Raw genomic sequence first — 22867 nt, forward strand, 5'->3', positions numbered from 1 at the left:
AAGTACCGGAAGTACTTCGAGCACCAGCTTCCACGCAGGTGTCATTTCCGGGGAACACGAAAAACCGGGCTGCCGACGGGCAGCCCGGGGGCAGGTCCGCCATGACCACCACCCCCGACAGGACAGCGAACCGCGCCCTCACCCCAGGACTTCCGGCCCGCTTGTCGCTCACCCCGAAGACCACCCTCGCCGGTCGGCTCGACGGCGCCTGGTGGCCCCGTTCACGCGATCTGGCAGCCGAGCTGCCGGCGCTGGCCGACGCCCTCGAAGGACGCTGGGGCCGCATCACCCGCGTCCTGGTGAACCCCGACCACTGGCCCGTCGTCCCGCACAAGGTCGCCGTCACCGGCCACGTCCTGCACGTGGGCTGGTTCACCGAGCAGGACCCGGACAAGGTCATCCTGTTGTCCTACACGACAGGCCGCTGCGACCTGCTCGTCATTCCGCCCGAGACGGAACCCGCCTCCGCGGCCCGGCTGATGACCGCCGCCGGACTCCCCGGCAGCACCCTCACCGCGGGCTCGCTGATGTCCGACGAGGCCGCGACCGGCCGTCGTATGCGGGAGGCACGGAGCAGCGAAGACGCCTGGGAGACCGACGGCGGGGCCGCCCCGACGCCCCAGCCCCACCCAGTGGCGCACCCGGTCGTCGGCGCGCGGATGATCCCGCTGCCGGGACACACCGGGAGGTGAGGACATGGAGACCGTGATCATCCTCCTGGCGGGCGCCCTCCTGATCGCGCTCGGCACACGCCTGATCCACCGGCTGAACGCCCAGCACGAGGCACGCATAGCGGCCCATCACTTCGGCGACCCCTACCCCTCCCTCAGCCGTCCCCCCGGCCATGGCAACCCCAGGCCGCCCGAGCGAATCTCCGATCGTCGGCCTACGGGCACCTGGCCCTGACCTGCCTGACCTCAGACCAGTCCTCCGGCCGAAGGCCGCGGGTGGGGCACCCGACCCCAGGGACAACCCACCCGCCGGCCTCTCGCTTTGTCCCGAACGGAGCACACCCTCTTGGACCTCACCGAGAACGAACCACTGCCGCAGGGGGGTTACGCCGAGATTCGTATCGTCTCCGACACTCCCGAGGCCGCCCGCGCGGTCGCCGAAGTGATCCGCCGGTGCTTCGCCGGGGCGGAACAGCGCAGCTACCCCGTGCCAGGTGGCGGCACACGGCTCCACCTCACCGTCGACACCGAGACCGCCGCCGGACCCGCCCACACCTGGCTCGCCACCAGCAGACCGCCCACCGGCGCCGGCCCTCACACCGAGGAACCCTGACCGGCCACGAACGACCACCACGCGACGACAGGACCACCCGGCCATGGCGACACTCCACGAGCGGCAGCGGTACCGCCGGCAGATCCTCCAGGCCCTCTACACGGCCGCCGAAGGCAACCGTCTGCTCGGCATCACCGGAGCCGCGCTCAACCACGACCTGCACATCCCGGAGCAGGACCTCGCCGCCGCCTGCTCCTACCTCGCGGGCGAGGGACTGGTCATTGTCGACTGGGAGCCGGGAAACACACCCGCGATGGTCTCGCTCACCCACCAGGGCATCCGCCTCATGGAAGCGGAGGAGGAGGAAGAGGGCGACTGAGCGGATTCGCCTCCGGACCCGGCGGGTCGGCCGGATGCGGCCGGTGCCTCCGCACGGTGGCCGGTGGCCGGGTGGCGTGGCCTGCCACCGAGAAGCATCCTGGAGGCCACGTCTCCGGCGCGGGCCGTTCCGGTACCCGGTCGCGGCGCGGTCGCGGCACCCCCCCGTACGGCAGGTCCGGGCGAGGTCATCGCCGCTGGGTTGAAGACAACGGGATGGCCCTTGGAGGGCTCGGGAAGCCCGATCGCTCGGAGAGCTTCGGGGAGGGGCTCCTGGGAACGATCCTGGACCGGGCGCACGAGCTGCCGCCCGACCGGGTCGGGCTGGTCGTCGCCGAGGCGGTGGGCCGGCTGGGCGGCAGGAATCCGCAGATCCTGCTTCAGGACTATCAGCAGCAGAGGCTTGTTCCCCTGCTCGCCGAAGGGCTGACGGGCGGCGAGCCGCTGTCCATCGACGGCTCGGATGCCGGCAGGTGTTTCCTCACGTCGCTCCCAGTCGAGCCGGCGACGGCCGACGGAGTACGCGTCCACGCACCGCTGCTCGGCGGCGGCGACCAGGCCGGGGTGCTGGCCGTCACCCTGGACACGGTCGACGACGACGTCCGCCGCATCCTTCGCCGGATCGCGGGCCTGGTCGGCGAACTCCTGCAGACCGAGAACGGCTACACCGACCTCTTCTTCCGCACCCGCCGCAGCGAGCCGATGAACGTCGCCGCGGAGATCCAGTGGTCGCTCCTGCCACCGCTGACCATGACCATGCCGCGCGTCGCCGTCGCCGGAGTCCTGGAGCCCGCCTACGACGTGGCCCCGGAAGGATCGGCGGCGGAGTACCCGACCACCCGTCGCAGGGCCGTAGTCCATCTCTCCTCTTCTCCTCGTGTCGCGGGCCCGGCAAGGGCACCGGATCGACGACCGTGACGGCTCCCGACACGGCGCGAGCGCCCGGCCGGTGCGGCAGTCGCCCGGCCTCGGGTGAGGAGGACACGCATCACCCGCCGAGGTCGACAGCGACCGTCAGGCCCGACGACGCCGGCAGGCCCGGCGTCGTCCTCCGGGAGAAGGCCGCGCTTCCTCTGAGCCCTGAACGGAGCCGTGCCATAACGTGCCAGTAGAAACGGTGAACAGCGGTCACGAGAGGCTTCGGCGAGTCGACCGCCCCCGTGGCCGCCAATGACCGTTCTCGCAGGTCAGCGGGTATACGCCTGCCCAAGTGCCGGGTGATTCCCAAGCTTATAGCGCGGGTTCGATTCCCGTCATCCGCTCTTCAACGAAGGCCCAGGTCACAGACCTGGGCCTTCGTCCTTGTCCAGATCTCTCAGGGGTCTCCGCGCCCTCCGCGTGCCCCAACTCGCAGGAATCTCCTGCCCACAGCGCCTTCGCGTGCCACCGGCCCCCCTACTCCGCGAGCCACTCAAGGTGCCGCTCGACCTCGACGGAGAGGATGGCCGGCAGGTCGCCCACTCACCCACACCCCAGCCGCTGGACTTGGTGTCGCCCTCGACGCAAGGTCTTTCCTTTCGGACGAGGCTCTTAATGACAAGTAGCTCTTGCGATTTATCGGCGTGGGGTCCACACTGCTCCTATGACCGACAAGCCCCGCGCCCGAGCTCCGCAGGCCGCCCTGACCGACGCGCAGAAGCTCGAACTGGATCGGGCGAAGAAGGCCGCCGACGATGCCGTCGCGCACTTCCGTGAGACCGCGGGGCGTATCGCCGTAGACCTCGGCCGCGGCGGAGCGCCGGCCGTCGCCCGGCACATGGAGTGGACACCCCAGTACGCGTCCACCCTCGCCGCCGCCTACAAGGCCAAGCAGGCCGCCCAGGGCAGCGAGACCGAGGATGTGGCGGCATGACGACCGCCCCCAGGCCGTCCGGCATCCCGCCCATGCCCGAGCGGAACACGAAAGCATTGCGCACCGCGATCGCCGAGCACACACCGCAGCTCCTCGCCGACTTCGACGCCCACTGGAAGTGGGCCATCGGCGACGCACACGACATCGCCCCGGTACCGGCGTTCCTCGCCCAGTGGTGGGCCGAGTTTGCCATCGCCCGCGATCCCTCACTCGACCGGCACATCCACGACCTGGAAAGCCGGGCAGCCGACGCGTCGACGAACGCCGAGGCCACGCAGTTGCTCACGCAGGCCGCGCACCTTCGGCGCGAGGCGGGGAAGGCGGAGCCCGGCCAGTGAGCGACTTCATGGGGCCGCCCTGGCAGATGGACTGGGTCGATACGGCCCGGACCGCCCGCGACTCCCTACCCAAGCCGGTACGCGACCTGATCGACGGCATCCGAGCCGAACTGGTCACCGTCGAGGACCCCTATTTCCGCGGTACCGACAACATCCCGGATCTCCCACCCGGCTGCCGTATCGCCCCGCTTCGGTCGACGGTGCCGAACGGACTGTACGTCTGCTACTTCGATCACGGCCGGGGCTGGATCCACTACACGTTCACCCGCCGCACCGCCGACCCGCAGATCATCGTCGAGGAGGTGTTCTGGCAGTGACCTGCGACAGCACCCTCACGGATCCAGCCGGCGCGGAAGCCGTGCCACAACGTGCCAGTAGGGGCGGTAAACAGCGGTCAATAAGGGTCGCGCCGAAGCAGCCATAACGGCATCGTCAGCGGTCGTATTCGCAGGTCGGAGACTGTGCACCTACCCAAGTACCGGGTGATTCCCAAGCTTATGGCGCGGGTTCGATTCCCGTCATCCGCTCTTGAAGGAAGGCCCTGGTCAGAGACCTGGGCCTTCTTCGTTGTCCAGACCGCCGACGGCCGCCGTCCGGTCAGTCGCCTTTCACGCTGAGGCCGACGGGCGGAGAGCGGATCGCGTGCTCCTCGGCGCTGGAAGGATGCCCGGCCTTCCGGCGCTGCCCATGGGGGAGGGGCGTCCTCCGTCCGCCTCGCTTCGCAGTCGACATGATGCGGGGTGTCGCTGTGCGTGTCAGCGTGATCCGAGAGGAATCCGCACCCCGTCATCAAGAGGAGTCGCCGTCATGGACGGTAGGCAGGACAAGCGTCAGGAACCGGGCAAGGGCCACGAGGCGCAAAAGCACCATCGCTCCGGAGACCCCGCGCGGCCCCGGCCGGGTAAGTCGTCCCGCGAGAAGGGACAGAAGCCCGGCCCGGAGGAGACCTCGCGCCGCCGTGAGGACGACCTGCTGCGCGAAGAGGACCTGCACGACGAGGGGCTCTGACCAGCGCACGACTCGCCCACACGCCCGGCGCCCGGCCGACGTGAACGCAAGTGACTGGGATACGCCGTTGGGGCGAAGCCTCCGGCCGGCGGGATACCGGGCCGGGCCCGACAGGGGAGACCCAACATCGTGGCAAACCGTGGAGCAGGAAACGTCATTCCGTACGAGGTACAGGGCAGCGGTCCGGAGCAGGTCATCGCACTCCACCACTGGCTCAGCGACAGGTCGAGTTTCGGTCATCTGCGGCCGCACCTGGACGGAGGCGCGTTCAGCTACGCGTTCGTGGACTGCCGTGGGTACGGCGAGGCGATGGACACCCCCGGCACATACACGATGGAGGAGGTCGCGGCGGACGTCCTCGCCGTGGCCGACGACCTCGGCTGGGACACCTTCTCGGTCATCGGTCACTCCATGGGCGGCAAGGCGGCCCAGCAGTTGTTGCTGGACGCCCCCTCACGGATCCGCTCGATCATCGGCATCTCGCCCGTGCCCGCGTCCGGGTTCCCGCTCGAAGGGGAGATGTGGGAGCTGTTCAGCGGGGCGGTGGAGGATTCCGGCAACCGCAGGGCGATCTTCGGTGCCCTCACCGGCAGTTGGCACGACGACGCGTGGACGCCAGGGTGAGCGGCTCGGAACGCTCCTCGCAGGCGGCCCTGCGCGCGTACCTCGAATCCTGGACGCGCGGCCCCGACATCCACGAGCTGGTCAAGGGAAACGCGACGCCAGTGCTCGTAGTGGCCGGTGCGAACGACCCGGCGATGGGCCCCGACACCATGCGATCCACGTGGCTGCAGTGGTATCCGAACGCCGAGCTCGAGGTCCTCGACGACGCCGGTCACTTCGCCCCCGACGAAAGTCCGCAGGCCCTGGCGACGGCGGTCGAGAGGTTCCTCGGCAGCTAGACGGCCGGCCGAGCGTACGGACCGCTGGGGCCCGCTCCGGCCGTCCCTCGGGTCATCGGAGCGGGCGGTGGCGGGCTGAGTGGCGGGTGCGCAGGGCCAGGTAGAGGAGGTCTGCCACGAGTACGTCCACCACGGCCTGGTTGCGCCACTCGCGGATGTCCGCCGTCTGGATCATGCCTTTCCTCCCTCTTCGGTCGCCGGTGGGGGAAGCGCGGCGACGAGGAGCTCGGTGGCCTGGGTGATGTTGTCGGCGTGGACCGCGCGGGCCATGGCGGTGCGGGCGGCGTCGGGCTCCGTGTCCGGCGGCACCACCATCAGCGCGAAGTGGTCCTTGTCGCCCCGGGTGATCAGGACGGTGCCGTCGCCGACGGGGAAGGAGTCGAGGTGCACGACCCGGTCGTCGATGACCAGCCGGGTCGGAATCTCGTTCCACGCGGTGGCGTCCAGGCCGACCCGGGTGATGGGTCCGAGGTGTTCGGTCAGGACGGACACCAGCGCGGGAACTTCCCGCTCCACATCGCGGGTGCGCGGCCACCATGCCCCGTCGAGGACGCCCTGCCGGGAGTGCGTCGTCTCCAGCCGGAGCAGAGCCGTACCGGGTCGTACCGCCTGGTGGATCTCGTCCGGCAGGAGCAAGGGGGGCGGGATGTCGGAGTCGGCCATGGTGGATCCGCTCGTCTGTGGATGTGGCGCCGCGGCCCGCCACGGCCGCCCCTGAGGAGCGACAGGCCGCCGGCGGGGCGACTGTGCCGTCATCTCACGGTAACGCCGGCTCCCGCAGGTCCGCCCGTCACCGCACACTCATTCGTTCGAACCGGAAGCCCCTCCCCGTATCAGGCCGGAAATGGACTGATCAGACGTACGCTGGAAGTACCGGAAGTACTTCGAGCACCAGCTTCCACGCAGGTGTCATTTCCGGGGAACACGAAAAACCGGGCTGCCGACGGGCAGCCCGGGGGCAGGTCTGCCATGACCACCATCCTCGACGGGACAGCGAACCGCGCCCTCACCCCAGGACTTCCGGCCCGCTTGTCGCTCACTCCGAAGACCACGCTCGCCGGTCGGCTCGACGGCGCCTGGTGGCCCCGTTCACGCGACCTGGCAGCCGAGCTGCCGGCGCTGGCCGACGCTCTCGAAGGACGCTGGGGCCGCATCACCCGCGTCCTGGTGAATCCCGGCCGCTGGCCCGTCGTCCCGCACAAGGTCGCCGTCACCGGCCACGTTCTGCACGTGGGCTGGTTCACCGAGCAGGACCCGGACAAGATCATCCTGCTGTCCTACACGACCGGCCGCTGCGACCTGCTCGTGATTCCGCCCGAGACCGAACCCACCTCCGCAGCCCGGCTGATGACCGCCGCCGCCCTCCCCGGAAGCATCCTCTCCGCAGGTGGGCTGATGTCTGACGAGGCCGCGACCGGCCGCCGTATGCGTGAGGCGCGCAGCAGCGAAGACGTCTGGGACACCGACGGCGGGGCCGCCCCGGCACCCCAGCCGCACCCAGCGGCGCACCCAGCGGCCCACCCCGTCGTCGGCGCGCGGATGATCCCCCTGCCGGCGTACATGCAGGTGACGACATGGAGATCATGATCACGCTCCTGGCAGGCGCACTTCTGATCGTGTTCGGCACACGCCTGATCCACCGGCTGAACGCACAGCACGACGAACGCATAGCGGCCCGCCACTTCAGCGACCCCTACCCCTCCCTCAGCCGTCCCCCCGGCCACAGCCACCCCAGGCCGCCCGAACGGATCGCCGATCGTCGGCCTATGGGCACCTGGCCCTGACCTGCCTGACCTCAGACCACTCCTCCGGCCGAAGGCCGCGGGTGGGGCACCCGACACCCGGGACAACCCACCCGCCGGCCTCTCGCTTTTTGTCACGAACGGAGCACGCCGTCTTGCACCCCACCGAGAACGAACCACTGCCGCAGGCCGCACACGCCGAGATCCGTATCGTCTCCGCCACGCCCGAGGCCGCCCGCGCGGTCGCCGAAGTGATCCGCCGGTGCTTCGCCGGCGCGGAGCAGCGCAGTTACCCCGTGCCAGGCGGCGGCACACGGCTCCACCTCACCGTCGACACCGAGACCGCCGCCGGACCCGCCCGTACCTGGCTCGCCACCAGCAGACCTCCCACCGGCACCGGCCCCCACACCGAGGAACCCTGACCGGCCACGAACAACACCAAACGACGACAGGACCACGCGGCCATGGCGACACTCCACGAGCGGCAGCGGTACCGCCGGCAAATCCTCCAAGCCCTCTACACGGCCGCCGAAGGCAACCGCCTGCTCGGCATCACCGGAGCCGCGCTCAACCACGACCTCCGCATCCCGGAGCAAGATCTCGCCGCCGCCTGCTCCTACCTCGCCGGCGAGGGACTGGTCACGGTCGACTGGGAGCCGGGAAACACACCCGCGATGGTCTCGCTCACCCACCAGGGCATCCGCCTCATGGAAGCGGAGGAGGAGGAAGAGGGCGGCTGAACCGGTCCGCCTCCGGTCACCTGCAACCCGTGTCCCCACACGGCGTCCCTGTGGCGTGACCTGCCGCCGAGGAGCATCCTGGAGGCCACATCTCTGGTGCGGGCCGCTCCGGTACCCGGTCGCCGCGCGGTCGCGGCATCCGCCCCGTACGGCAGGACCGGGCGAGGTCATCGCCGCTCGGTTGGAGGCAACGGGATGACCGTCGGACGGCTCGGGAAACCCGATCGCTCGGAGAGCTTCGGCGAGGGACTCCTGGGAACGATCCTGGACCGGGCGCACGAGCTGCCGCCTCACCAGGTCGGGCTGGTCGTCGCCGAGACGGTGGCCCGGCTCGGCGGCAGGAATCCGCAGATCCTGCTCCAGGACTACGGGCAGCAGAGCCTCGTTCCCCTGCTCGCCGAAGGGCTGACGGGCGGCGAGCCGCTGTCCATCGACGGCTCGGAGGCCGGCAGGTGTTTCCTCACGTCGCTCCCGGTCGAGCTGGCGATGGCCGACGGAGTACGCGTCCACGTACCGCTGCTCGACGGCGGCGACCAGGCCGGCGTCCTGGCCGTCACCCTGGACACGGTCGACGAGGACGACCGCCGCCTCCTGCGCAGGATCGCGGGGCTGGTCGCCGACCTGCTGCAGACGAAGAACGGCCACACCGACCTCTTCTTCCGCACCCGCCGCGACGAGCCGATGACCGTCGCCGCGGAGATCCAATGGTCGCTCCTGCCACCGCTGGCCATGTCGATGCCCCGCGTCGCCGTCGCCGGAGTCCTGGAGCCCGCCTACGACGTGGCCGGCGACAGCTTCGACTACGCCCTGAACGGCGACACCCTTCACCTCGTCATGATCGACGCCATGGGGCACGGCCTGGACGCGGCCACCATGGCGACCGTCGCCATCGGCGCGTACCGGCACGCCCGCCGCATCAGCGTCGAGCTGTCCGAGATCTACCTCTTCATGGACCGGGCCATCGCCGAGCAGTTCGCCCCCGACCACTTCGTCACCGCGCAGATGCTGCGGCTGGACACGACCACCGGCCGTCTCCAGTGGGTCAACGCGGGACACCCCGCCCCCGTCCTGATCCGCGAACACCGCGTCATGGGCCGCCTGGACAGCCCCACCACCCTCCCCGTCGGCTTCGGCGGAGCCCAGCCACGGGTCAGCAGTGTGACGCTCGAACCAAGGGACCGCGTCCTCTGCTTCACCGACGGCCTGATCGAGGAGCACGAGAGCGGGCAGGAACAGTTCGGCGAGGACCAGCTCATCGACTGGGTGAACCAGCTGGAGAAGGCGGACCGAGGAGTCCGCGCGGTGGCACGGGACCTGTCCCACACGCTCAAGCGGGCACGCGGCGAAGCCACCTCGGACGATGCCACTCTCGTCCTGGTCGAGTGGCGTGGCTGATCTGGCGTCGTGCCACAACGTGCCAGTAGGGGCGGTCAGCAGCGGACAACAAGGGAGTCGAGGAGGCAGCGAAGAAGCGGTGCCAGGCTAACGTTTCCGCAGGTCAGGGCCAATTCGAAGGCTAAGTGCCGGGTGATTCCCAAGCTTATAGCGCGGGTTCGATTCCCGTCATCCGCTCTTCCGCGAAGCCCCAGGTCAGAGACCTGGGGCTTCATTGTTGTCTAGACCTCTCGGACCGGGCGCAGGACCAGGTCACTGATCTGGACGTTCGTCGTGCGTATCTTTGCCGCAGCCTCGGCGATGGAATCTCCCACGCGAGGCCGGAAAGGGGGCGGCGTGCGGGACACCGTGGCACGAGGGGCGATGGACACGCTTGAGGAGCATCGGGGAGAAGTGACCGGGTACTGCTACCGGATGCTCGGGTCGTACGCCGAGGCCGAGGACGCCGTGCAGGAGACGATGGTCCGGGCCTGGCGGAACGTCGAGCGGTTCGAAGGACGTTCTTCGCTTCGGTCGTGGGTCTACCGCATCGCCACCAACGTGTGCCTGGACGCCCTGGCCGCAGGCAGGCGGCGGGCTCTGCCGATGGACCTCTCGGAGCCTTCACCCGGGGCCTCGGCCCCCGGCGTCCCGGAGGATGCCGCCGTGTGGATCGGGCCCTGTCCCGGCGGGGACCCTGAGTTGGCGGCGACGGCGGGTGAGTCGGTGCGGCTGGCGTTCGTCGCCGCGCTCCAACACCTGCCGCCCAAGCAGCGGGCCACGCTGCTCCTCCGGGACGTGCTGGTCTTCTCGGCCCGCGAGGTGGCCGAGCTGCACGGCTCGACCGTCGCCTCGGTCAACAGCGCCCTGCAGCGGGCCCGAGCCACACTCGCCGCACACCGTGGCCCCGTCAACGGCCCCGGCACCACGCCGACCGACGCCGTCCGCCGCATGCTGGCCGAGCGGTACGCCATGGCCTTCTCCCGCTACGACATGGAGGAGCTGGCCATGCTGCTCCACGTCGACGCCACGCTGTGCCTGCCCCCGTACGCGAAGTGGATGCGTGGGATCCCCGACATCCAGGCGTGGCTGACCGGCCCCGCCGTCGACTGCCGCGGCTCGCGCCTGATCCCGACCACGGCGAACGGCACCCCCGCCTTCGGGCAGTACCGGCCGAGCCCCGACGGAACGGGCTACGAACCCTGGGCGCTCCAGGTCATCGAGTTCTCCGGCCACCACATCACCGGCATTAACGCCTTCCGCGACGTCGAGCGCCTGTTCCCGCTCTTCGGCCTGCCGGCACGTATCGGTCCCGACTCTCCCGCTGAGCGCCTGAAGGACCCTGCATGAGTTGGTCAGAGCACACCGTCATCCGTGAGAGCGTCCGCATTTCCTGCCGCGACTGGGGCGGATCGGGGGCACCGGTCGTCCTGCTGCACGGGCTGGCCGGCCACGCGGGCGAATGGGACGCCATCGCCCGCGACCTGAGCCCCCGATACAGGGTTGTCGCCGTCGACCAGCGCGGCCACGGTGCCAGCGAGCGCCGTCCGCAGGACGTGTCCCGGGCCGCGTACGTCGCGGATGTCGTCGCCGTACTCGAACAACTCGGCCTCCAGCAACCCGTCCTGGTGGGCCAGTCGCTGGGCGGCCACACGGCCATGCTCGCCGCCGCCGCACACCCCGAGCTCTTCCGTGCGCTCGTCCTGGTGGAGGCCGGGCCGGGCGGGCCGAACCGTGAGGTGCAGGCGGAGATCGGCGGTTGGCTCGATTCCTGGCCCCGGCCGTTCTCGTCGCGGGAGGCCGCCGTCGCATTCCTCGGCGGCGGTCCGGTCGGCGAGGGCTGGGCGGCCGGCCTGGTGGAACGCGACGGCGGCTGGTGGCCGCGCTTCGACTGCGACGTGATGGTCGGGTCGCTGGCGGAGATCGCCCAGCGGTCCTTCTGGGACGAGTGGTCGAACGTGACCTGCCCGACCCTGGCCGTCCTCGGCCAGTCCGGCATCATCTCGCCCGCGGAGATCGACGAGATGCTCCGGCGACGGCCAAGGACCGTGGCCTTGAGTGTCCCCGGGACGGGACACGACGTTCATCTGGAACGGCCGGACGTCCTGCGGCGCGTACTCCATGGGTTCCTTGGGGACGTCACGTGATCTTCCGCCAGCCGGACGGCGGGAGCACGATCCCGTTCACTGACCGCTGTTCTCGGCGAGTGTGTGTGCGACGAGGGCGTTGGCGTGGCCGTGGCCCAGGCCGTGCTCCCGCTAGCGGTTCGCCGGAGCGCCGGCCAGCCGGGCCGTCACCGCGGTCAGCCACAGCAGGCCGAGCCCCGCGCCGACGGTGAAGGCCAGGACGGAGGCGGCCGAGGCCATGAAGCCCGCGAGGACGACCACCGGTACGAGGCGGGTGGCGACGGCCCAGCCCTGCATGCCCCCGGCGGCGAGCGGACGGGCCAGGACGACGAGCGCCGCGCACAGGGCGAGGTAGCCGACCATCCCGCCGAACATGTGGACGGCGCCGTGCCCACTCATCACGGTCGCCTCGGGGGCACCGACGGGAAAGCCCGCCCCTGCGTCGGCCGGGAAGGCCGCAGCGACCCAGAAGGAGACTGCGAACACGCCGACCAGGACCGGGCCCCAGGTCCCGCCCGGCGTACCGCACAGCACCCGCCGCAGTCCCGCCGCCCCAGCGAGCAGCAGCGCGCCGGCGAGCACGAAGTTCACCGTCTGGATCCATCCCGCCTCACCGAGGGCGAGCTGGCTGATCGCGTTCCGCGTGAAGTCGAAGCCGTCCCGCACCACGCCTTGGGCGAGTCCGGCCGCCAGGAACAGCGGGCCCGCCACCATGCCGCCGCTCGCAGTCCACCGCGCCGCCGGGCGCGGTGCGGGCGCGCTGGAGACGATGTCGTGCGGGGCGGTCAGCGTGTGGGTCATGGCGGGCCTTCCTTCCGTCGGCGGTTTCGCTTGTATGACCGACGGCAAGAGGCGAAGTCATCGCTTCTGGCGATGTGCGCTGGATCACATGCACCTCTGGACCGCTTCCCCCACGCTCGCGTCACCGAGAAGGGCGTGCCACAACGTGCCGGTAGAGGCGGTAAACAGCGGACAACAAGGGGTTCGAGGGAACGACGAGATGGCGACCGTGAACCAGCGTTCTCGCAGGTCAGGCACCCTTTACCCGTCCAAGTGCCGGGTGATTCCCAAGTTAGGGCGCGGGTTCGATTCCCGTCATCCGCTCCATAGCAAAGCCCCAGGTCAGCGACCTGGGGCTTGTTTGTTGTCCAGGCCTCTCCGGGTCCGCGTTCCTGTTCGAGAACAAGGGTGCCCGGTTCTACGCCCACCGCACCCGACTCGCATTGCGGATTTGTTGATATCTGCGTTCGCGGACGGAGATTTTAGCCAGCCCCCCGGGGAGGGTTTTTGTCGGCGACACACGGGAGTGAAAAAGCGAACCCGCACCGGCTGCACCGGCGTGCTACTGTCGAATCAGTTGCAGTTTTGGTACCCGAATTTTCAGGCGCCCCGTCGGCCCTCATGCCATACGGATGCGTTTTGCATTCCGGTCATATCCGGAGGGAATCATCGCGGCGACACGGCGTCCGCAAGGTGCGGATGCCGCTGCACTGCCCCAAGGAGATATGACATGGCCGTTGGCACCGTGAAGTGGTTCAACTCGGAAAAGGGTTTCGGCTTCATCGAGCAGGAGAGCGGCGGCCCTGACGTGTTCGCCCACTACTCGAACATCGCCTCCCAGGGCTTCCGCGAGCTCCAGGAGGGGCAGAAGGTCTCCTTCGACATCGCACAGGGCCAGAAGGGCCCGACGGCCGAGAACATCGTTCCCGCCTGACTCTGACGCGTCATACGTAGCTGGGGCCCGCATCCTTCGGGGTGCGGGCCCCAGCTGCATTCATTTTCCGGGACTTCCGCGCACACTCGAACAGCCGAAGCCCGCTTTCAGCGCTCCCCCCTTAAATTCTGCCCCCCCCCGGCCGAACCGCCCGGCTCTCGCATTCCATTCAGCCGGTTCTCGCAATTCCGGCACCTCTCAGCCACTGTCGGAGTTTCCCGGTACGTGCCACATCACGAAAGGTTCTGAGTGAGCCCCACACGCACGAACGGCCGCCCCTCCCGCACGCGCCGCAAAGGCGGCCACGCATACGACTCCCCCGCCGGAACCGGCCGGGGCGGTCGTTCCGGTTCGTTCGGTGCGAGCCGCACGGGAGGCACGAGCCGGTCGGGCGGAAGCGGCGGCCACCGGGCCCCGGTACGGGGGGAGTTCGCCCTGCCCGAGACGATCACCCCGGCGCTGCCTCCGGTCGAGAGCTTCGCCGACCTCCCCCTGGACAAGCGCCTCCTGGCCGCCCTCGGCACGCAGGGCGTGTCCGTCCCGTTCCCCATCCAGGGAGCGACGCTGCCGAACTCCCTGGCGGGCCGCGACGTGCTGGGCCGGGGCAGGACGGGTTCCGGCAAGACGCTCGCCTTCGGCCTGGCCCTGCTCGCCCGTACGGCCGGGCAGCGCGCCGAACCCCGTCGACCGCTGGCCCTGGTCCTCGTCCCGACCCGGGAGCTCGCCCAGCAGGTCACGGACGCCCTGACCCCGTACGCGCGGGCCGTGAAGCTGCGCCTGACCACCGTCGTCGGCGGAATGCCGATCGGCCGGCAGACGAACGCACTGCGAAGCGGCGTCGAAGTCGTCGTGGCCACCCCCGGGCGTCTCAGGGACCTCATCGACCGCGGCCACTGCCGGCTGGACGAGGTTGCGGTCACCGTTCTGGACGAGGCCGACCAGATGGCCGACATGGGCTTCATGCCCCAGGTGATCGCGCTGCTGAACCAGGTCCGGCCCGAAGGCCAGCGGATGCTGTTCTCCGCGACCCTGGACCGCAACGTCGACCTTCTCGTGCGCCGCTACCTCACCGACCCCGTCGTCCACTCCGTCGACCCCTCCCAGGGCGCGGTCACGACGATGAAGCACCACGTCCTGCACGTGCAGGGCGCCGACAAGCAGCGGCTGATCACCGAGATCGCAGCGCGTGACGGCCGGGTGATCATGTTCTTGGACACCAAGCAGGCGGTGGACCGCCTCACCGAGGACCTCCTCGGCCACGGCGTGCGGGCAGCGGCGCTGCACGGCGGCAAGTCACAGCCGCAGCGCGCCCGTACCCTGGCCTGGTTCAAGAACGGGCACGTCTCCGTTCTGGTCGCCACGAACGTCGCGGCCCGCGGAATCCACGTCGACCAGCTCGACCTCGTCGTCAACGTGGACCCGCCCACCGACCACAAGGACTACCTCCACCGCGGCGGCCGTACCGCCCGGGCCGGCGCGTCAGGCAGCGTCGTCACCCTGGTCACCGCCGGCCAGCGCCGCGCCATGACACGGCTCATGACGGCCGCCGGGATCGTGCCCGACACCACTCAGGTCCGCTCCGGCGAGGGCGCGCTCGCCCGGATCACGGGCGCGCGCACGCCCTCCGGCGTTCCTGTGAAGATCACCCCGCCGCCCGGCGAGCAGCGCGAGCGCGGCACTGCTTCACGCAGCCGGCGCAGTCCCGTCCCGGCGTCCCGGCGCGCCCCCGCACGGCGGCGTTCCGCCGGCGCGGCCGCCTGAGCCTCGTACGACAGGGAAGCCGACCCGTCCCCCCAGGAGGCATGGCGTGACCCCAGTCCAGATGAAGTCCCGTCCGACACACTCGGCCCAGACGCACCCGTCGGTGGCCGATGCCATCGACCCGGCCGCACCGCAGGTCTGCGACGACATGACCGTGGAGGTGGCCTTGGCCGTCATGGCCGGGGCCCGAACCGGCCACCTGCGCGTCTGCGACAACGACGATCAGTGCACCGGCCTGGTGACCGGGGCCCAGCTCGCCACCATCCGTGACAGCACCGCCTACACGGACCGGCTCCGGCTGCGCGACCTCTCCGGCCGCGGACCGTCGGACCACTACTCCACGGCTCCCGGAACCAGATCCGGCCCTGCCCCTTCCCCTCTCCCCTTGTGAGGCATCGTGCGCTGTGTCATCGCCCGTTTCCCCTTCAACCTCACCACGAGCGGCGTCCTGGAGTCCATGAAGGGCATCAGACCCGAGGCGATCACCGGCGAGTCCGTGATCATCGGTCGCCGCGCCTACCCCGTCAAGCAGGTCGGCCAGGTCATCACAGGCCAGGACCGCCGCGACTTCACCGCCCGTGAAGTCGTCCGCGCCATGACCGGACTCGGCTTCACGTGTCACACCCTCCCGCAGAGCGGCGCGCCCGCCCCCCACGGCCTCGACCCCGTCCAGCGCGCCTCTGCGGCGCTCGGCGCTCCGAGTGCCTGACCGTAAACCGCGGGCGGGCTTGAGGTGACGCCCGTCGATGTACGAAAGGACCCCACCGACATACGTGTCGGTGGGGTCCTTTCGTACATCGACGGGGTGACTTCTGCGGAGGCGGGGTCAGTGATCGGAGTAGCTGACGTCGCCCATCGTCCAGGCGCTGATGTCCGCGATCGAGACGCGGTACATCCCGCCCGTCTCCGGGATCCCCACCGTGCCCTGGAGGATCCGCGCCAGGTGGAAGTGCAGGTGCGTGGGCGGCCCGTCCTTCGCCGCCGCGGCGGCGAAGACGGCGGAGAACTCGGCCAGCCGGTCGGAGTCCGCCAAGACCTCCGAGACCCGCTGCCGCCACACCGCTTCGGGTGCCAGCCGACCTGTGATGACAGCGCCCCCCGTCACGACGGTCAGGGACATCTGGTTGCTCTGCCCGGACTCCACCAGCCTGGCGACGTCAACGAGCAGCTCGTCAATCTTCGACATGGAACCCGATCCTACGGGGCGCCCCACCCCCGCCACAGGTCGTCCTCCCGGGTGGGAAGGCCAACCGGGGGAGCGCACAGGTGCAGGGGCCGCCGCGCCTTCGCGACGACGTCGCAGTCCCCACCGGGAACCTTGCCTGTGTGACCGGGACAAGAAAATCTATCTTCGCCGCAGTAGACATCGGATCCTTACCGGGCTATGTTTTCCTTCGTAGCCAGAAGAGACAAGCAAGGCCTGGCAGAGACGAACTGCCGGCAAGCAGCACATGTAGTCGCAGTGAGCAGGACGGTGCGGCGGTGGAGTTTCGAAGCCAGGGCTTTCGCAGGACGGTGACGAAACTGACGGCCGGACCGGGCGGCCCGCAGTGATCAGGGGCCTCCGAGAGCGGTACCCAGCAGTACGCAGTACCCGCAGGAAGAAGTCGATCAGCAGGGAACGAACGGAGGAACACGGCGCCATCAGGATCGCCCGGGCCGGAAGTGTCGAGTCCGGGTACCGCAGGACATCGTTAGCGAGGTGGTCTTCGGTCAAGCAGCTGCGATCCCCGCACCGACGGCAGTCACCAGGCCGGGTGTGCGGACACAGAAGGCCGGCGCTTCATCAGGGCCGGCAGGTGGTGTAGAAGTTCCTTCAGGGCCCTGGTGCCAGTACTGGCACCAGGGCCCCTCTATGCGTTTCACGGAGAGGTGCAAATGACAGCAGGCGACTCGTACGACCGTCTCGACGACGACGACTACCCCGCCTACACCATGGGCCGGGCCGCCGAGATGATCGGCACCACCCAGGGCTTCCTCCGCGCCATCGGCGAGGCCCGCCTGATCACTCCGCTGCGTTCCGAGGGCGGCCACCGCCGCTACTCCCGCTACCAGCTCCGCATCGCCGCCCGCGCCCGCGAACTCGTCGACCAGGGAACCCCGATCGACGCCGCCTGCCGGATCATCATCCTCGAAGACCAGCTCGAAGAGGCCCAGCGCATCAACGCCGAGTACCGCCGCGCGGCGGCCGAGGGACAGGCGGGCCGGGGACGGCTTCCCGCCGACGGCTGAGCAGGGACCCCGCCCCGCGTCCCAGTGGAGCGGGCGGCGGGCGGACCGGCGCATGCGACCGGCGGCCCTTGGCCGCCCCCGCCGTCGCCGGGTGGCAGCGGTGTGGCGTGACCTGCCGTCGCGGAGCATCCTGGAGGTCGCACAGCTGGCCGGACAGGGCCGGTCACCGACGCCCGATCGGGAGGCAACGGGATGACCGCCGGACGGCTCGGGGAGCCAGCCCGCTCGGAGAGCTTCGGTGAGGCCCTGCTGGGCGGACTCCTCGACCGTGCGCGCACGCTGCCGCCCCACCTGGTCGGAACGGTCGTCGCCGAGGCGCTCGGCCTCCTGGGGGGCCGGAATCCGCAGATCCTGCTCCAGGACTACGGGCAGCAGAAGCTGGTCCCCCTGGCCGTCGAAGGACTGACCGGCGGCGAAGCCCAGCCCATCGACGGCTCGGCGGCGGGACGCTGCTTCCTCACCTCACGCCCGGTCGACCTCGTGCAGGCCGACGGCGTGCGGGTCCACGTGCCGTTGCCGGCCGGCGGCGAACCAGGCCGGCGTCCTGGCCGTCACCGTGGACGCGTTCGACGACGACGACCGCCGCCTCCTCCGCAGGGTCGCGGGCCTGGTCGCCGACCTGCTGCAGACGAAGCACCACCAGACCGACCTCTTCTTCCGCGCCCGCCGCGCCGAACCGATGAGCGTCTCCGCGGAGATCCAATGGTCCCTGCTGCCCCCGCTGTCGATGGTGATGCCGCGCGTCGCCGTCGCCGGAGTCCTGGAACCCGCCTACGACGTGGCGGGAGACAGCTTCGACTACGCCCTCAACGGAGACACCCTCCACCTCGCCGTCATCGACGCGATGGGCCACGGCCTGAACGCGGCCACCATGGCCACCGTTGCCATCGGTGCGTACCGGCACGCCCGCCGGATCAGCGTCGAGCTGTCCGAGATCTACCTCTTCATGGACCGGGCGGTGGCCGGGCAGTTCGCCCCCGACCACTTCGTCACGGCGCAGATGCTCCGGCTGGAGACGGACAACGGCCGCCTCCAGTGGGTGAACGCCGGCCATCCCGCTCCCATGCTGATCCGCGGGCACCGCGTCGTACGCCGCCTCGACAGCCCCACCACCCTCCCGGTCGGCTTCGGAGGAGCGCAGCCGCAGATCAGTGAAGTGACCCTCGCGCCCGGAGACCGCATCCTCTGCTTCACCGACGGCCTGATCGAGGAACACAAGAGCGGGCAGGCGCAGTTCGGCGAGGACCAGCTGATCGACTGGGTCCATCGGCTGGACCGGGCGGACCGGGGCGTTCGGGCCATGGCACGCGACCTGTCCCACACGCTCAAGCGGGCCCGCGGCGAAACGACCACCGACGACGCCACGCTCGTCCTCATCGAGTGGCGCGGCTGACGGCGGACGTCGCCGGGCATGTGGAGGCGGCGACGGTCACGCGGCGGCCCCCGGCCGTTGCGGACCACGAGCCCGCCGGAGGCCGCCGCCGCCCCGGTCAGGTGCGCCGGGAGGCGAACTCGGCGACGTACGTGCGCTGGTCGGGCAGGAAGCCGGGCGCGAAGAGGGAGCGGGGGGCGAGGAGGGCCGTCGCGAGGGTGCGGAGTTCGTCGCGGTCCACCCAGGGGTGGGTCAGGCCGTGGGCGGCCTCGGGGTAGTGGGCCACGCGCAGGGTGGCGGGCGGGAGTTCGCGGCGGTAGACCGCTTCCGTCTCCCGTACGTCGACGTTCAGGTCGTGGCCCGCCAGGACCAGGAGGACCGGGACGCGGCGGGCGGCCAGGGCGCGGAGGTCCCCGGTGGCGTCCGAGGTCCAGTTGCGGGAGACGAAGCGCCAGCGGGCCGCGGTCATGGCCCCGTCGTCGGGCACGGCCGCCCGGTACTGCGCGTAGGTGCCCCGCGCGCGGAGCACGCGCAGCCCCGCCTCGCGCCGGGCCAGCGCCGCCGCGGCCTCCTCGGGCGGGGCGCCCCGGTCGCGCAGCTCGGCCAGAGTGTTCCAGCGGCCCTGGCGCAGCCAGTTGACGGCCGGCGAGACCGCGATGACGAAGCGGACGCCGGGCGTGCGGGCGGCCGCCTTCGGCAGCACCCAGCCCGCCTGGCTCGCGCCCCACAGCCCGATGCGGCCGGCGTCGATGCCGGGCCGGGTGCGGGCCCACGCGACCGCGTCGGCGGTCTCGGCGGCCCGGTCGTCCATGCTCTGGTCCAGCCAGTCGCCGGCCGAGCCGCCGACGCCCGGCTTGCTCCAGGACAGCGAGGCGTACCCGGCGCGCGCGAAGGTCTCCCACAGCGGCCGGTAGAAGCCGTCGTGCGTGGCGTCGACCGGGCCGTCGCCGTGGACGAACACCACCAGCCCGAAGGGGCCCTCCCCGTGCTCCGGGGTGGCCAGCACCGCGTCCAGGTCCCGGCCGCCGGCCCGGAGGGTGATCCGCTCCTCGCGCAGGTCGTAGCTGTTCCCCAGGACCACGGCCCCCGCCAGGCCCACCGCCGTCAGCAACACGGCCACCACCGTCCAGAGCGTCCACCTCCGGACCCGCGCACCCAGGTTCCTCCGTCGGGTCATCGACCCCGCCCCCATTCCTATCCGCTCAAAAACTATCGTTCTCAGATCGGTCGTATTAAGATTGATAGCATGACGGAGTCCGGTGGGCGAGAGCGAGTGGAGATCCGGCGCGGCTTCCCGGAGGGGGCCGAGGACCGGATCGCCGAGCTGTACTGGGAGGCCTTCGGGCGCAAGCTGGGGGCCGCGCTCGGGCCCGAGGAGCAGGGGCGGGCGTTCCTCGCCGCACACCTGGTCCCCGACCGCACCCTGGTCGCCCTCTCCGCCGGCCGCGTCGTCGGCGTCGCCGGGCTCAGGACCGGCACCCGGGGCATGAGCAGCGCCGGAGCGGGCGACGTGCTGAAGGCGTACGGGTGGCTCGGCGGCCTCCCCCGGCTGGCCGCGCTCGCCCTGCTGGAGCACGCGGCGGCACCCGGCGAACTCGTGCTGGAATGCCTGGCCGTCGACGCCCGGCGCCGCGGCCTCGGCACCGGGGGCGCCCTGCTGCGCGCCTGCTACGCGTACGCCGCCGAGGCGGGCTGCAGCCGCGTCGGCCTCCAGGTCGTGGACGGCAACCCGCGCGCCCGGGCCCTCTACGAACGCGAGGGGTTCCGCGCCGTCGGCACCCAGCGCACGCCGTTCCTGCGCGAGCTGATGGGATTCTCGGCCGTGACCACCATGCACCGCCCGATCACCCCCGGAGCCGCCCCGTGACCCCCGACGTGCCCCGCCCCGAGATCCCGACCCGGCTGCTCGTCCACGCGCTGGTGCGCGCCGACGGCAGCGTCGACGCCGGGGAACTGTACGAGGTGGCGGGCGCGCTCGGGATGACCGACCAGCAGGTCAGGCTGTGCGTCAAACGGCTGGTGGCGGAGGGCGCGTTCACCCACGAGGGCCGGGGCCGCAAGGCGGTGCTGCGGGCGGTCGCCGACCCGGGGACGGGGGCGCTCGCACCGGACGCGGAGTTCGTCGCGTACGCCTACCGCCAGGACCGGGGCCTCGAACCCTGGGACGGCCGCTGGCACCTGACCGCCTTCGCCGTGCCCGAGGCCCGGCGGGCGGCGCGCGACGCGCTGCGCGACACCCTGCTGCACCTGGGAGCGGCGCCGCTGCAGGGCGGGCTGTACGTCGCCGCCAACGCCATCGAGGAGTACGTCGCCCCCGCGGCCGAGCGCCTCGGCATCCGGTCCTCCGTCACCCTGCTGACCAGCACCGATCTCCGGGTCGGCGAGCTGGAGGACCCGGTGGCGGTCGCCGCGGCGCTCTGGCCGCTGGACGGGATCGCCGAGCGGTACGCGTCCCTGGCGGCGCTCGCCGGGCACTGGCTGTCCCGCATCGGGGCGCTCGGCCCCGTCGAGCGGCTGACCGCGGCCGTGGAACTGGCGGCGGAGTTCACCCGCGCCATGGAACCCGACCCGCTGCTGCCGCCGGAGCTGCTGCCCTCGCCCTGGCCCGGGTCCCGGGCCCGCGCGCTCACCGCCCGCGCCTGGCAGCTGCTGGAGGACGGCACCGGTGAGGAGCCGCGCCTCTTCGGCCTCTACGCGGACGCGCTGCGCGGCGCCACCACGGCGTAGGTCAGCACGGCCAGGGCCGCGAAGGCGCCGATCACCAGCGCCATCGGCAGCGCGGAGGCAGCCCCGCCCAGCCCCACCAGCGGGGCGGCCACCCCGCCGAGGGCGTACTGGCACAGGCCCAGCAGCGCCGAGGCGGTGCCGGCACTGCGCGGCCGCCCGTCCAGGGCCAGGGCGGCGGTGTTGGGGCCCAGCAGCCCGATGCTGGAGACCACCAGCAGCAGGGCGGGCAGCACGGCGGCCGGCCCGAGCCCGGCGAGCGCGGCGGCCAGCAGCAGCGCGGCCCCCGTGGCGCACATCGCGACCCCGTACCCGACCAGCCTGCGGACCGGAGTGCGGCGCAGCAGGCGGGCGTTGAGCCGGCCCATCGCCACGATGCCGAGCGCGTTGGCGCCGAAGACCAGGCTGAACTGCTGCGCACTGAGCCCGTAGACCTGCTGGAGCACGAAGGGCGAGCCGGCGATGTACGCCATCAGGGCGCCGAAGCCGAAGGCTCCGGTGAACGTCTCGCCGAGGAACCGGCGTTCGCGCAGGAGCGCCCCGAACCCGCGCACGGTGCGGCCCAGTCCGCCGACGGCCCGCGCGCCGGGGGGCAGGGTCTCGCCGAGCACGAGCGCCGCACCGGCGAGGATGCCCGTCCCGATCAGGGAGAGGGCGACGAACACCCCGCGCCAGTCGGTGAGCCGCAGGATCTGGCCGCCGACCAGCGGGGCGAGGATCGGCGCCGCGCCGTTCACCACCATGAGCAGGGAGAAGACCCGGGCGGCGGCGGTACCGGAGTAGAGGTCGGAGACCACAGCCCGGGAGATCACGATGCCGAAGCCGCCCGCGAGGCCCTGCACGAACCGGAGGCCGGTGAGGGCCCCGACGGAGGGGGCGAACGCGCACAGGAGCGAGGCGAGGGCGTAGCCGGCCAGCCCCCACAGGAGCGGGCGGCGGCGGCCGAACGCGTCCGCGAGCGGGCCGCCGGCGAGCTGGCCCAGGGCCAGGCCCAGCAGGCAGGCGGTCAGGGTGAGCTGGGCGTCGGAGGCGGCGGCGCCGAGCTCCTCGGCGAGCTGGGGCAGGCCGGGGAGGTACATGTCCAGGCTGAGCGGCCCGAAGGCGGACAGCGCCCCGAGCACGAGCACCATGCGTACGCCCGGCCGCGCGGCCGCCGGCCGGTCGGCGGCGGCTTCGGCCCGGGAGCCGTAACCAGCACCGTAACCAGCACCGGAGCCGTAACCGGACCCGGGACCGGTCCCGGAGCTGGTCCCGGTGCCGGGCTCGGAGCCCGGTTCGGCGCCCGGTTCGGCGCCCGGTTCGGAGCTGGTTCCGGCACCCTGGAGACCGGCCGGGCGGGGGCGTATGACACTCATGCCCGTAAATATACCTGCGTAAGCA

Annotated in this window: 30 protein-coding genes and 3 pseudogenes; 26 read left to right on the forward strand and 7 right to left on the reverse strand. The window is 71.3% G+C overall.

The window, feature by feature from the left end; genetic code table 11:
- Window positions 1-101 precede the first annotated feature (101 nt).
- The 11 genes and pseudogenes from ACIF6F_RS09600 (at window position 102) to ACIF6F_RS09650 (ending at window position 5702) form a co-directional block, all read left to right on the forward strand.
- A complete protein-coding gene (locus ACIF6F_RS09600; RefSeq protein WP_399943635.1) occupies window positions 102-692 on the forward strand; it encodes a DUF5994 family protein in 591 nt (196 codons plus the stop codon).
- A 4-nt stretch (window positions 693-696) separates the two neighbouring features.
- Window positions 697-906, forward strand: coding sequence for a hypothetical protein (locus ACIF6F_RS09605; RefSeq protein ID WP_399943637.1), 210 nt, complete (start codon window positions 697-699; stop codon window positions 904-906).
- 111 nt (window positions 907-1017) lie between these two features.
- Window positions 1018-1284, forward strand: a complete 267-nt coding sequence (locus tag ACIF6F_RS09610) for a hypothetical protein (protein ID WP_399943640.1) — start codon at window positions 1018-1020, stop codon at window positions 1282-1284.
- A gap of 43 nt (window positions 1285-1327) precedes the next feature.
- A complete protein-coding gene (locus tag ACIF6F_RS09615; RefSeq protein WP_399943642.1) occupies window positions 1328-1603 on the forward strand; it encodes a hypothetical protein in 276 nt (91 codons plus the stop codon).
- A gap of 215 nt (window positions 1604-1818) precedes the next feature.
- A pseudogene (locus ACIF6F_RS09620) lies at window positions 1819-2433 on the forward strand (serine/threonine-protein phosphatase); the annotation flags it as partial.
- A 751-nt stretch (window positions 2434-3184) separates the two neighbouring features.
- Entirely contained in the window at window positions 3185-3454 is a 270-nt protein-coding gene (locus ACIF6F_RS09625; RefSeq protein WP_399943645.1) for a hypothetical protein, read from the forward strand.
- Complete coding sequence (locus tag ACIF6F_RS09630; protein ID WP_037920733.1) at window positions 3451-3792, forward strand: hypothetical protein; 342 nt, start codon at window positions 3451-3453, stop codon at window positions 3790-3792. The genes ACIF6F_RS09625 and ACIF6F_RS09630 overlap by 4 nt, the downstream gene beginning before the upstream one ends.
- Window positions 3789-4109: a hypothetical protein gene (locus ACIF6F_RS09635; protein ID WP_236647607.1), complete on the forward strand. Its 321-nt coding sequence runs from the start codon at window positions 3789-3791 to the stop codon at window positions 4107-4109. The genes ACIF6F_RS09630 and ACIF6F_RS09635 overlap by 4 nt, the downstream gene beginning before the upstream one ends.
- A gap of 490 nt (window positions 4110-4599) precedes the next feature.
- Window positions 4600-4800 carry a hypothetical protein gene (locus tag ACIF6F_RS09640; protein ID WP_399943648.1) on the forward strand — a complete coding sequence of 67 codons (201 nt, stop codon included), beginning with the start codon at window positions 4600-4602 and terminating at the stop codon, window positions 4798-4800.
- A 129-nt stretch (window positions 4801-4929) separates the two neighbouring features.
- Complete coding sequence (locus ACIF6F_RS09645) at window positions 4930-5424, forward strand: alpha/beta fold hydrolase (protein ID WP_399943650.1); 495 nt, start codon at window positions 4930-4932, stop codon at window positions 5422-5424.
- Entirely contained in the window at window positions 5421-5702 is a 282-nt protein-coding gene (locus tag ACIF6F_RS09650; RefSeq protein WP_399943653.1) for an alpha/beta fold hydrolase, read from the forward strand. The genes ACIF6F_RS09645 and ACIF6F_RS09650 overlap by 4 nt, the downstream gene beginning before the upstream one ends.
- Window positions 5703-5754: 52 nt before the next feature.
- Here the strand turns inward: ACIF6F_RS09650 and ACIF6F_RS09655 are convergent, their stop codons facing one another.
- Both ACIF6F_RS09655 and ACIF6F_RS09660 read right to left on the reverse strand, forming a co-directional pair.
- The gene (locus ACIF6F_RS09655) at window positions 5755-5877 is read right to left on the reverse strand and encodes a hypothetical protein (RefSeq protein ID WP_399943656.1); all 123 of its coding nucleotides are present in this window, start codon (window positions 5875-5877) and stop codon (window positions 5755-5757) included.
- Window positions 5874-6365, reverse strand: coding sequence for a DUF5994 family protein (locus tag ACIF6F_RS09660; RefSeq protein ID WP_399943659.1), 492 nt, complete (start codon window positions 6363-6365; stop codon window positions 5874-5876). The genes ACIF6F_RS09655 and ACIF6F_RS09660 overlap by 4 nt, the downstream gene beginning before the upstream one ends.
- A gap of 306 nt (window positions 6366-6671) precedes the next feature.
- Here ACIF6F_RS09660 and ACIF6F_RS09665 point away from each other — a divergent pair, with 306 nt between their 5' ends.
- The 7 genes from ACIF6F_RS09665 (at window position 6672) to ACIF6F_RS09695 (ending at window position 11705) form a co-directional block, all read left to right on the forward strand.
- Window positions 6672-7289 (forward strand): DUF5994 family protein, encoded by a 618-nt coding sequence (locus ACIF6F_RS09665; protein WP_399943661.1) that lies wholly within the window; start codon window positions 6672-6674, stop codon window positions 7287-7289.
- Complete coding sequence (locus ACIF6F_RS09670) at window positions 7277-7486, forward strand: hypothetical protein (protein WP_399943664.1); 210 nt, start codon at window positions 7277-7279, stop codon at window positions 7484-7486. Before ACIF6F_RS09665 ends, ACIF6F_RS09670 begins: the two co-directional genes overlap by 13 nt.
- Before the next feature lie 113 nt (window positions 7487-7599).
- Complete coding sequence (locus tag ACIF6F_RS09675) at window positions 7600-7866, forward strand: hypothetical protein (RefSeq protein ID WP_399943666.1); 267 nt, start codon at window positions 7600-7602, stop codon at window positions 7864-7866.
- A gap of 42 nt (window positions 7867-7908) precedes the next feature.
- Window positions 7909-8184, forward strand: a complete 276-nt coding sequence (locus ACIF6F_RS09680; protein ID WP_399943669.1) for a hypothetical protein — start codon at window positions 7909-7911, stop codon at window positions 8182-8184.
- Between the two features lie 195 nt (window positions 8185-8379).
- Window positions 8380-9579 carry a PP2C family protein-serine/threonine phosphatase gene (locus ACIF6F_RS09685; RefSeq protein ID WP_399943671.1) on the forward strand — a complete coding sequence of 400 codons (1200 nt, stop codon included), beginning with the start codon at window positions 8380-8382 and terminating at the stop codon, window positions 9577-9579.
- Window positions 9580-9879: 300 nt separating this feature from the next.
- Complete coding sequence (locus tag ACIF6F_RS09690) at window positions 9880-10908, forward strand: sigma-70 family RNA polymerase sigma factor (RefSeq protein ID WP_399943674.1); 1029 nt, start codon at window positions 9880-9882, stop codon at window positions 10906-10908.
- Window positions 10905-11705 (forward strand): alpha/beta fold hydrolase, encoded by an 801-nt coding sequence (locus tag ACIF6F_RS09695; RefSeq protein ID WP_399943676.1) that lies wholly within the window; start codon window positions 10905-10907, stop codon window positions 11703-11705. The genes ACIF6F_RS09690 and ACIF6F_RS09695 overlap by 4 nt, the downstream gene beginning before the upstream one ends.
- A gap of 36 nt (window positions 11706-11741) precedes the next feature.
- Here ACIF6F_RS09695 and ACIF6F_RS09700 read toward each other — a convergent pair.
- Together ACIF6F_RS09700 and ACIF6F_RS09705 are read right to left on the reverse strand one after the other, a co-directional pair.
- Window positions 11742-11813: pseudogene (locus ACIF6F_RS09700) on the reverse strand (DUF4287 domain-containing protein); the annotation flags it as partial.
- 3 nt (window positions 11814-11816) lie between these two features.
- The gene (locus ACIF6F_RS09705) at window positions 11817-12485 is read right to left on the reverse strand and encodes a DUF998 domain-containing protein (protein WP_399943679.1); all 669 of its coding nucleotides are present in this window, start codon (window positions 12483-12485) and stop codon (window positions 11817-11819) included.
- 709 nt (window positions 12486-13194) lie between these two features.
- On the opposite strand from ACIF6F_RS09705, the gene ACIF6F_RS09710 reads away from it, so the two are divergent.
- From ACIF6F_RS09710 to ACIF6F_RS09725, 4 genes are all read left to right on the forward strand, one after another.
- On the forward strand, window positions 13195-13398 hold the full coding sequence (locus ACIF6F_RS09710) for a cold-shock protein (RefSeq protein ID WP_399943680.1): 204 nt from the start codon (window positions 13195-13197) through the stop codon (window positions 13396-13398).
- 249 nt (window positions 13399-13647) lie between these two features.
- On the forward strand, window positions 13648-15159 hold the full coding sequence (locus ACIF6F_RS09715; RefSeq protein ID WP_399943683.1) for a DEAD/DEAH box helicase: 1512 nt from the start codon (window positions 13648-13650) through the stop codon (window positions 15157-15159).
- Between the two features lie 46 nt (window positions 15160-15205).
- Window positions 15206-15550 carry a CBS domain-containing protein gene (locus tag ACIF6F_RS09720; protein ID WP_399943685.1) on the forward strand — a complete coding sequence of 115 codons (345 nt, stop codon included), beginning with the start codon at window positions 15206-15208 and terminating at the stop codon, window positions 15548-15550.
- Between the two features lie 6 nt (window positions 15551-15556).
- Window positions 15557-15868, forward strand: a complete 312-nt coding sequence (locus tag ACIF6F_RS09725) for an SCO5918 family protein (protein WP_399943688.1) — start codon at window positions 15557-15559, stop codon at window positions 15866-15868.
- Between the two features lie 117 nt (window positions 15869-15985).
- On the opposite strand, the gene ACIF6F_RS09730 is transcribed toward ACIF6F_RS09725, so the two are convergent.
- Complete coding sequence (locus ACIF6F_RS09730; RefSeq protein ID WP_399943690.1) at window positions 15986-16345, reverse strand: hypothetical protein; 360 nt, start codon at window positions 16343-16345, stop codon at window positions 15986-15988.
- Window positions 16346-17037: 692 nt separating this feature from the next.
- Here ACIF6F_RS09730 and ACIF6F_RS09735 point away from each other — a divergent pair.
- A complete protein-coding gene (locus ACIF6F_RS09735) occupies window positions 17038-17391 on the forward strand; it encodes a MerR family transcriptional regulator (RefSeq protein ID WP_399943693.1) in 354 nt (117 codons plus the stop codon).
- A 192-nt stretch (window positions 17392-17583) separates the two neighbouring features.
- Window positions 17584-18784, forward strand: a pseudogene (locus tag ACIF6F_RS09740) (PP2C family protein-serine/threonine phosphatase).
- Between the two features lie 97 nt (window positions 18785-18881).
- On the opposite strand, the gene ACIF6F_RS09745 reads toward ACIF6F_RS09740, so the two are convergent.
- On the reverse strand, window positions 18882-19940 hold the full coding sequence (locus ACIF6F_RS09745; protein WP_399943695.1) for an alpha/beta hydrolase family protein: 1059 nt from the start codon (window positions 19938-19940) through the stop codon (window positions 18882-18884).
- Between the two features lie 69 nt (window positions 19941-20009).
- On the opposite strand from ACIF6F_RS09745, the gene ACIF6F_RS09750 reads away from it, so the two are divergent.
- Window positions 20010-20630, forward strand: a complete 621-nt coding sequence (locus ACIF6F_RS09750; RefSeq protein WP_399943697.1) for a GNAT family N-acetyltransferase — start codon at window positions 20010-20012, stop codon at window positions 20628-20630.
- Window positions 20627-21490 (forward strand): PaaX family transcriptional regulator C-terminal domain-containing protein, encoded by an 864-nt coding sequence (locus ACIF6F_RS09755; RefSeq protein ID WP_399943698.1) that lies wholly within the window; start codon window positions 20627-20629, stop codon window positions 21488-21490. The genes ACIF6F_RS09750 and ACIF6F_RS09755 overlap by 4 nt, the downstream gene beginning before the upstream one ends.
- Here ACIF6F_RS09755 and ACIF6F_RS09760 read toward each other — a convergent pair.
- Window positions 21454-22842, reverse strand: coding sequence for a multidrug effflux MFS transporter (locus tag ACIF6F_RS09760; protein ID WP_399943700.1), 1389 nt, complete (start codon window positions 22840-22842; stop codon window positions 21454-21456). The two genes, ACIF6F_RS09755 and ACIF6F_RS09760, sit on opposite strands and share 37 nt — an antisense overlap.
- Between the last annotated feature and the right edge of the window lie 25 nt (window positions 22843-22867).

Origin of the sequence: Streptomyces sp. NPDC086023 (assembly GCF_044540325.1) — a bacterium.
Lineage (GTDB): Bacteria > Actinomycetota > Actinomycetes > Streptomycetales > Streptomycetaceae > Streptomyces.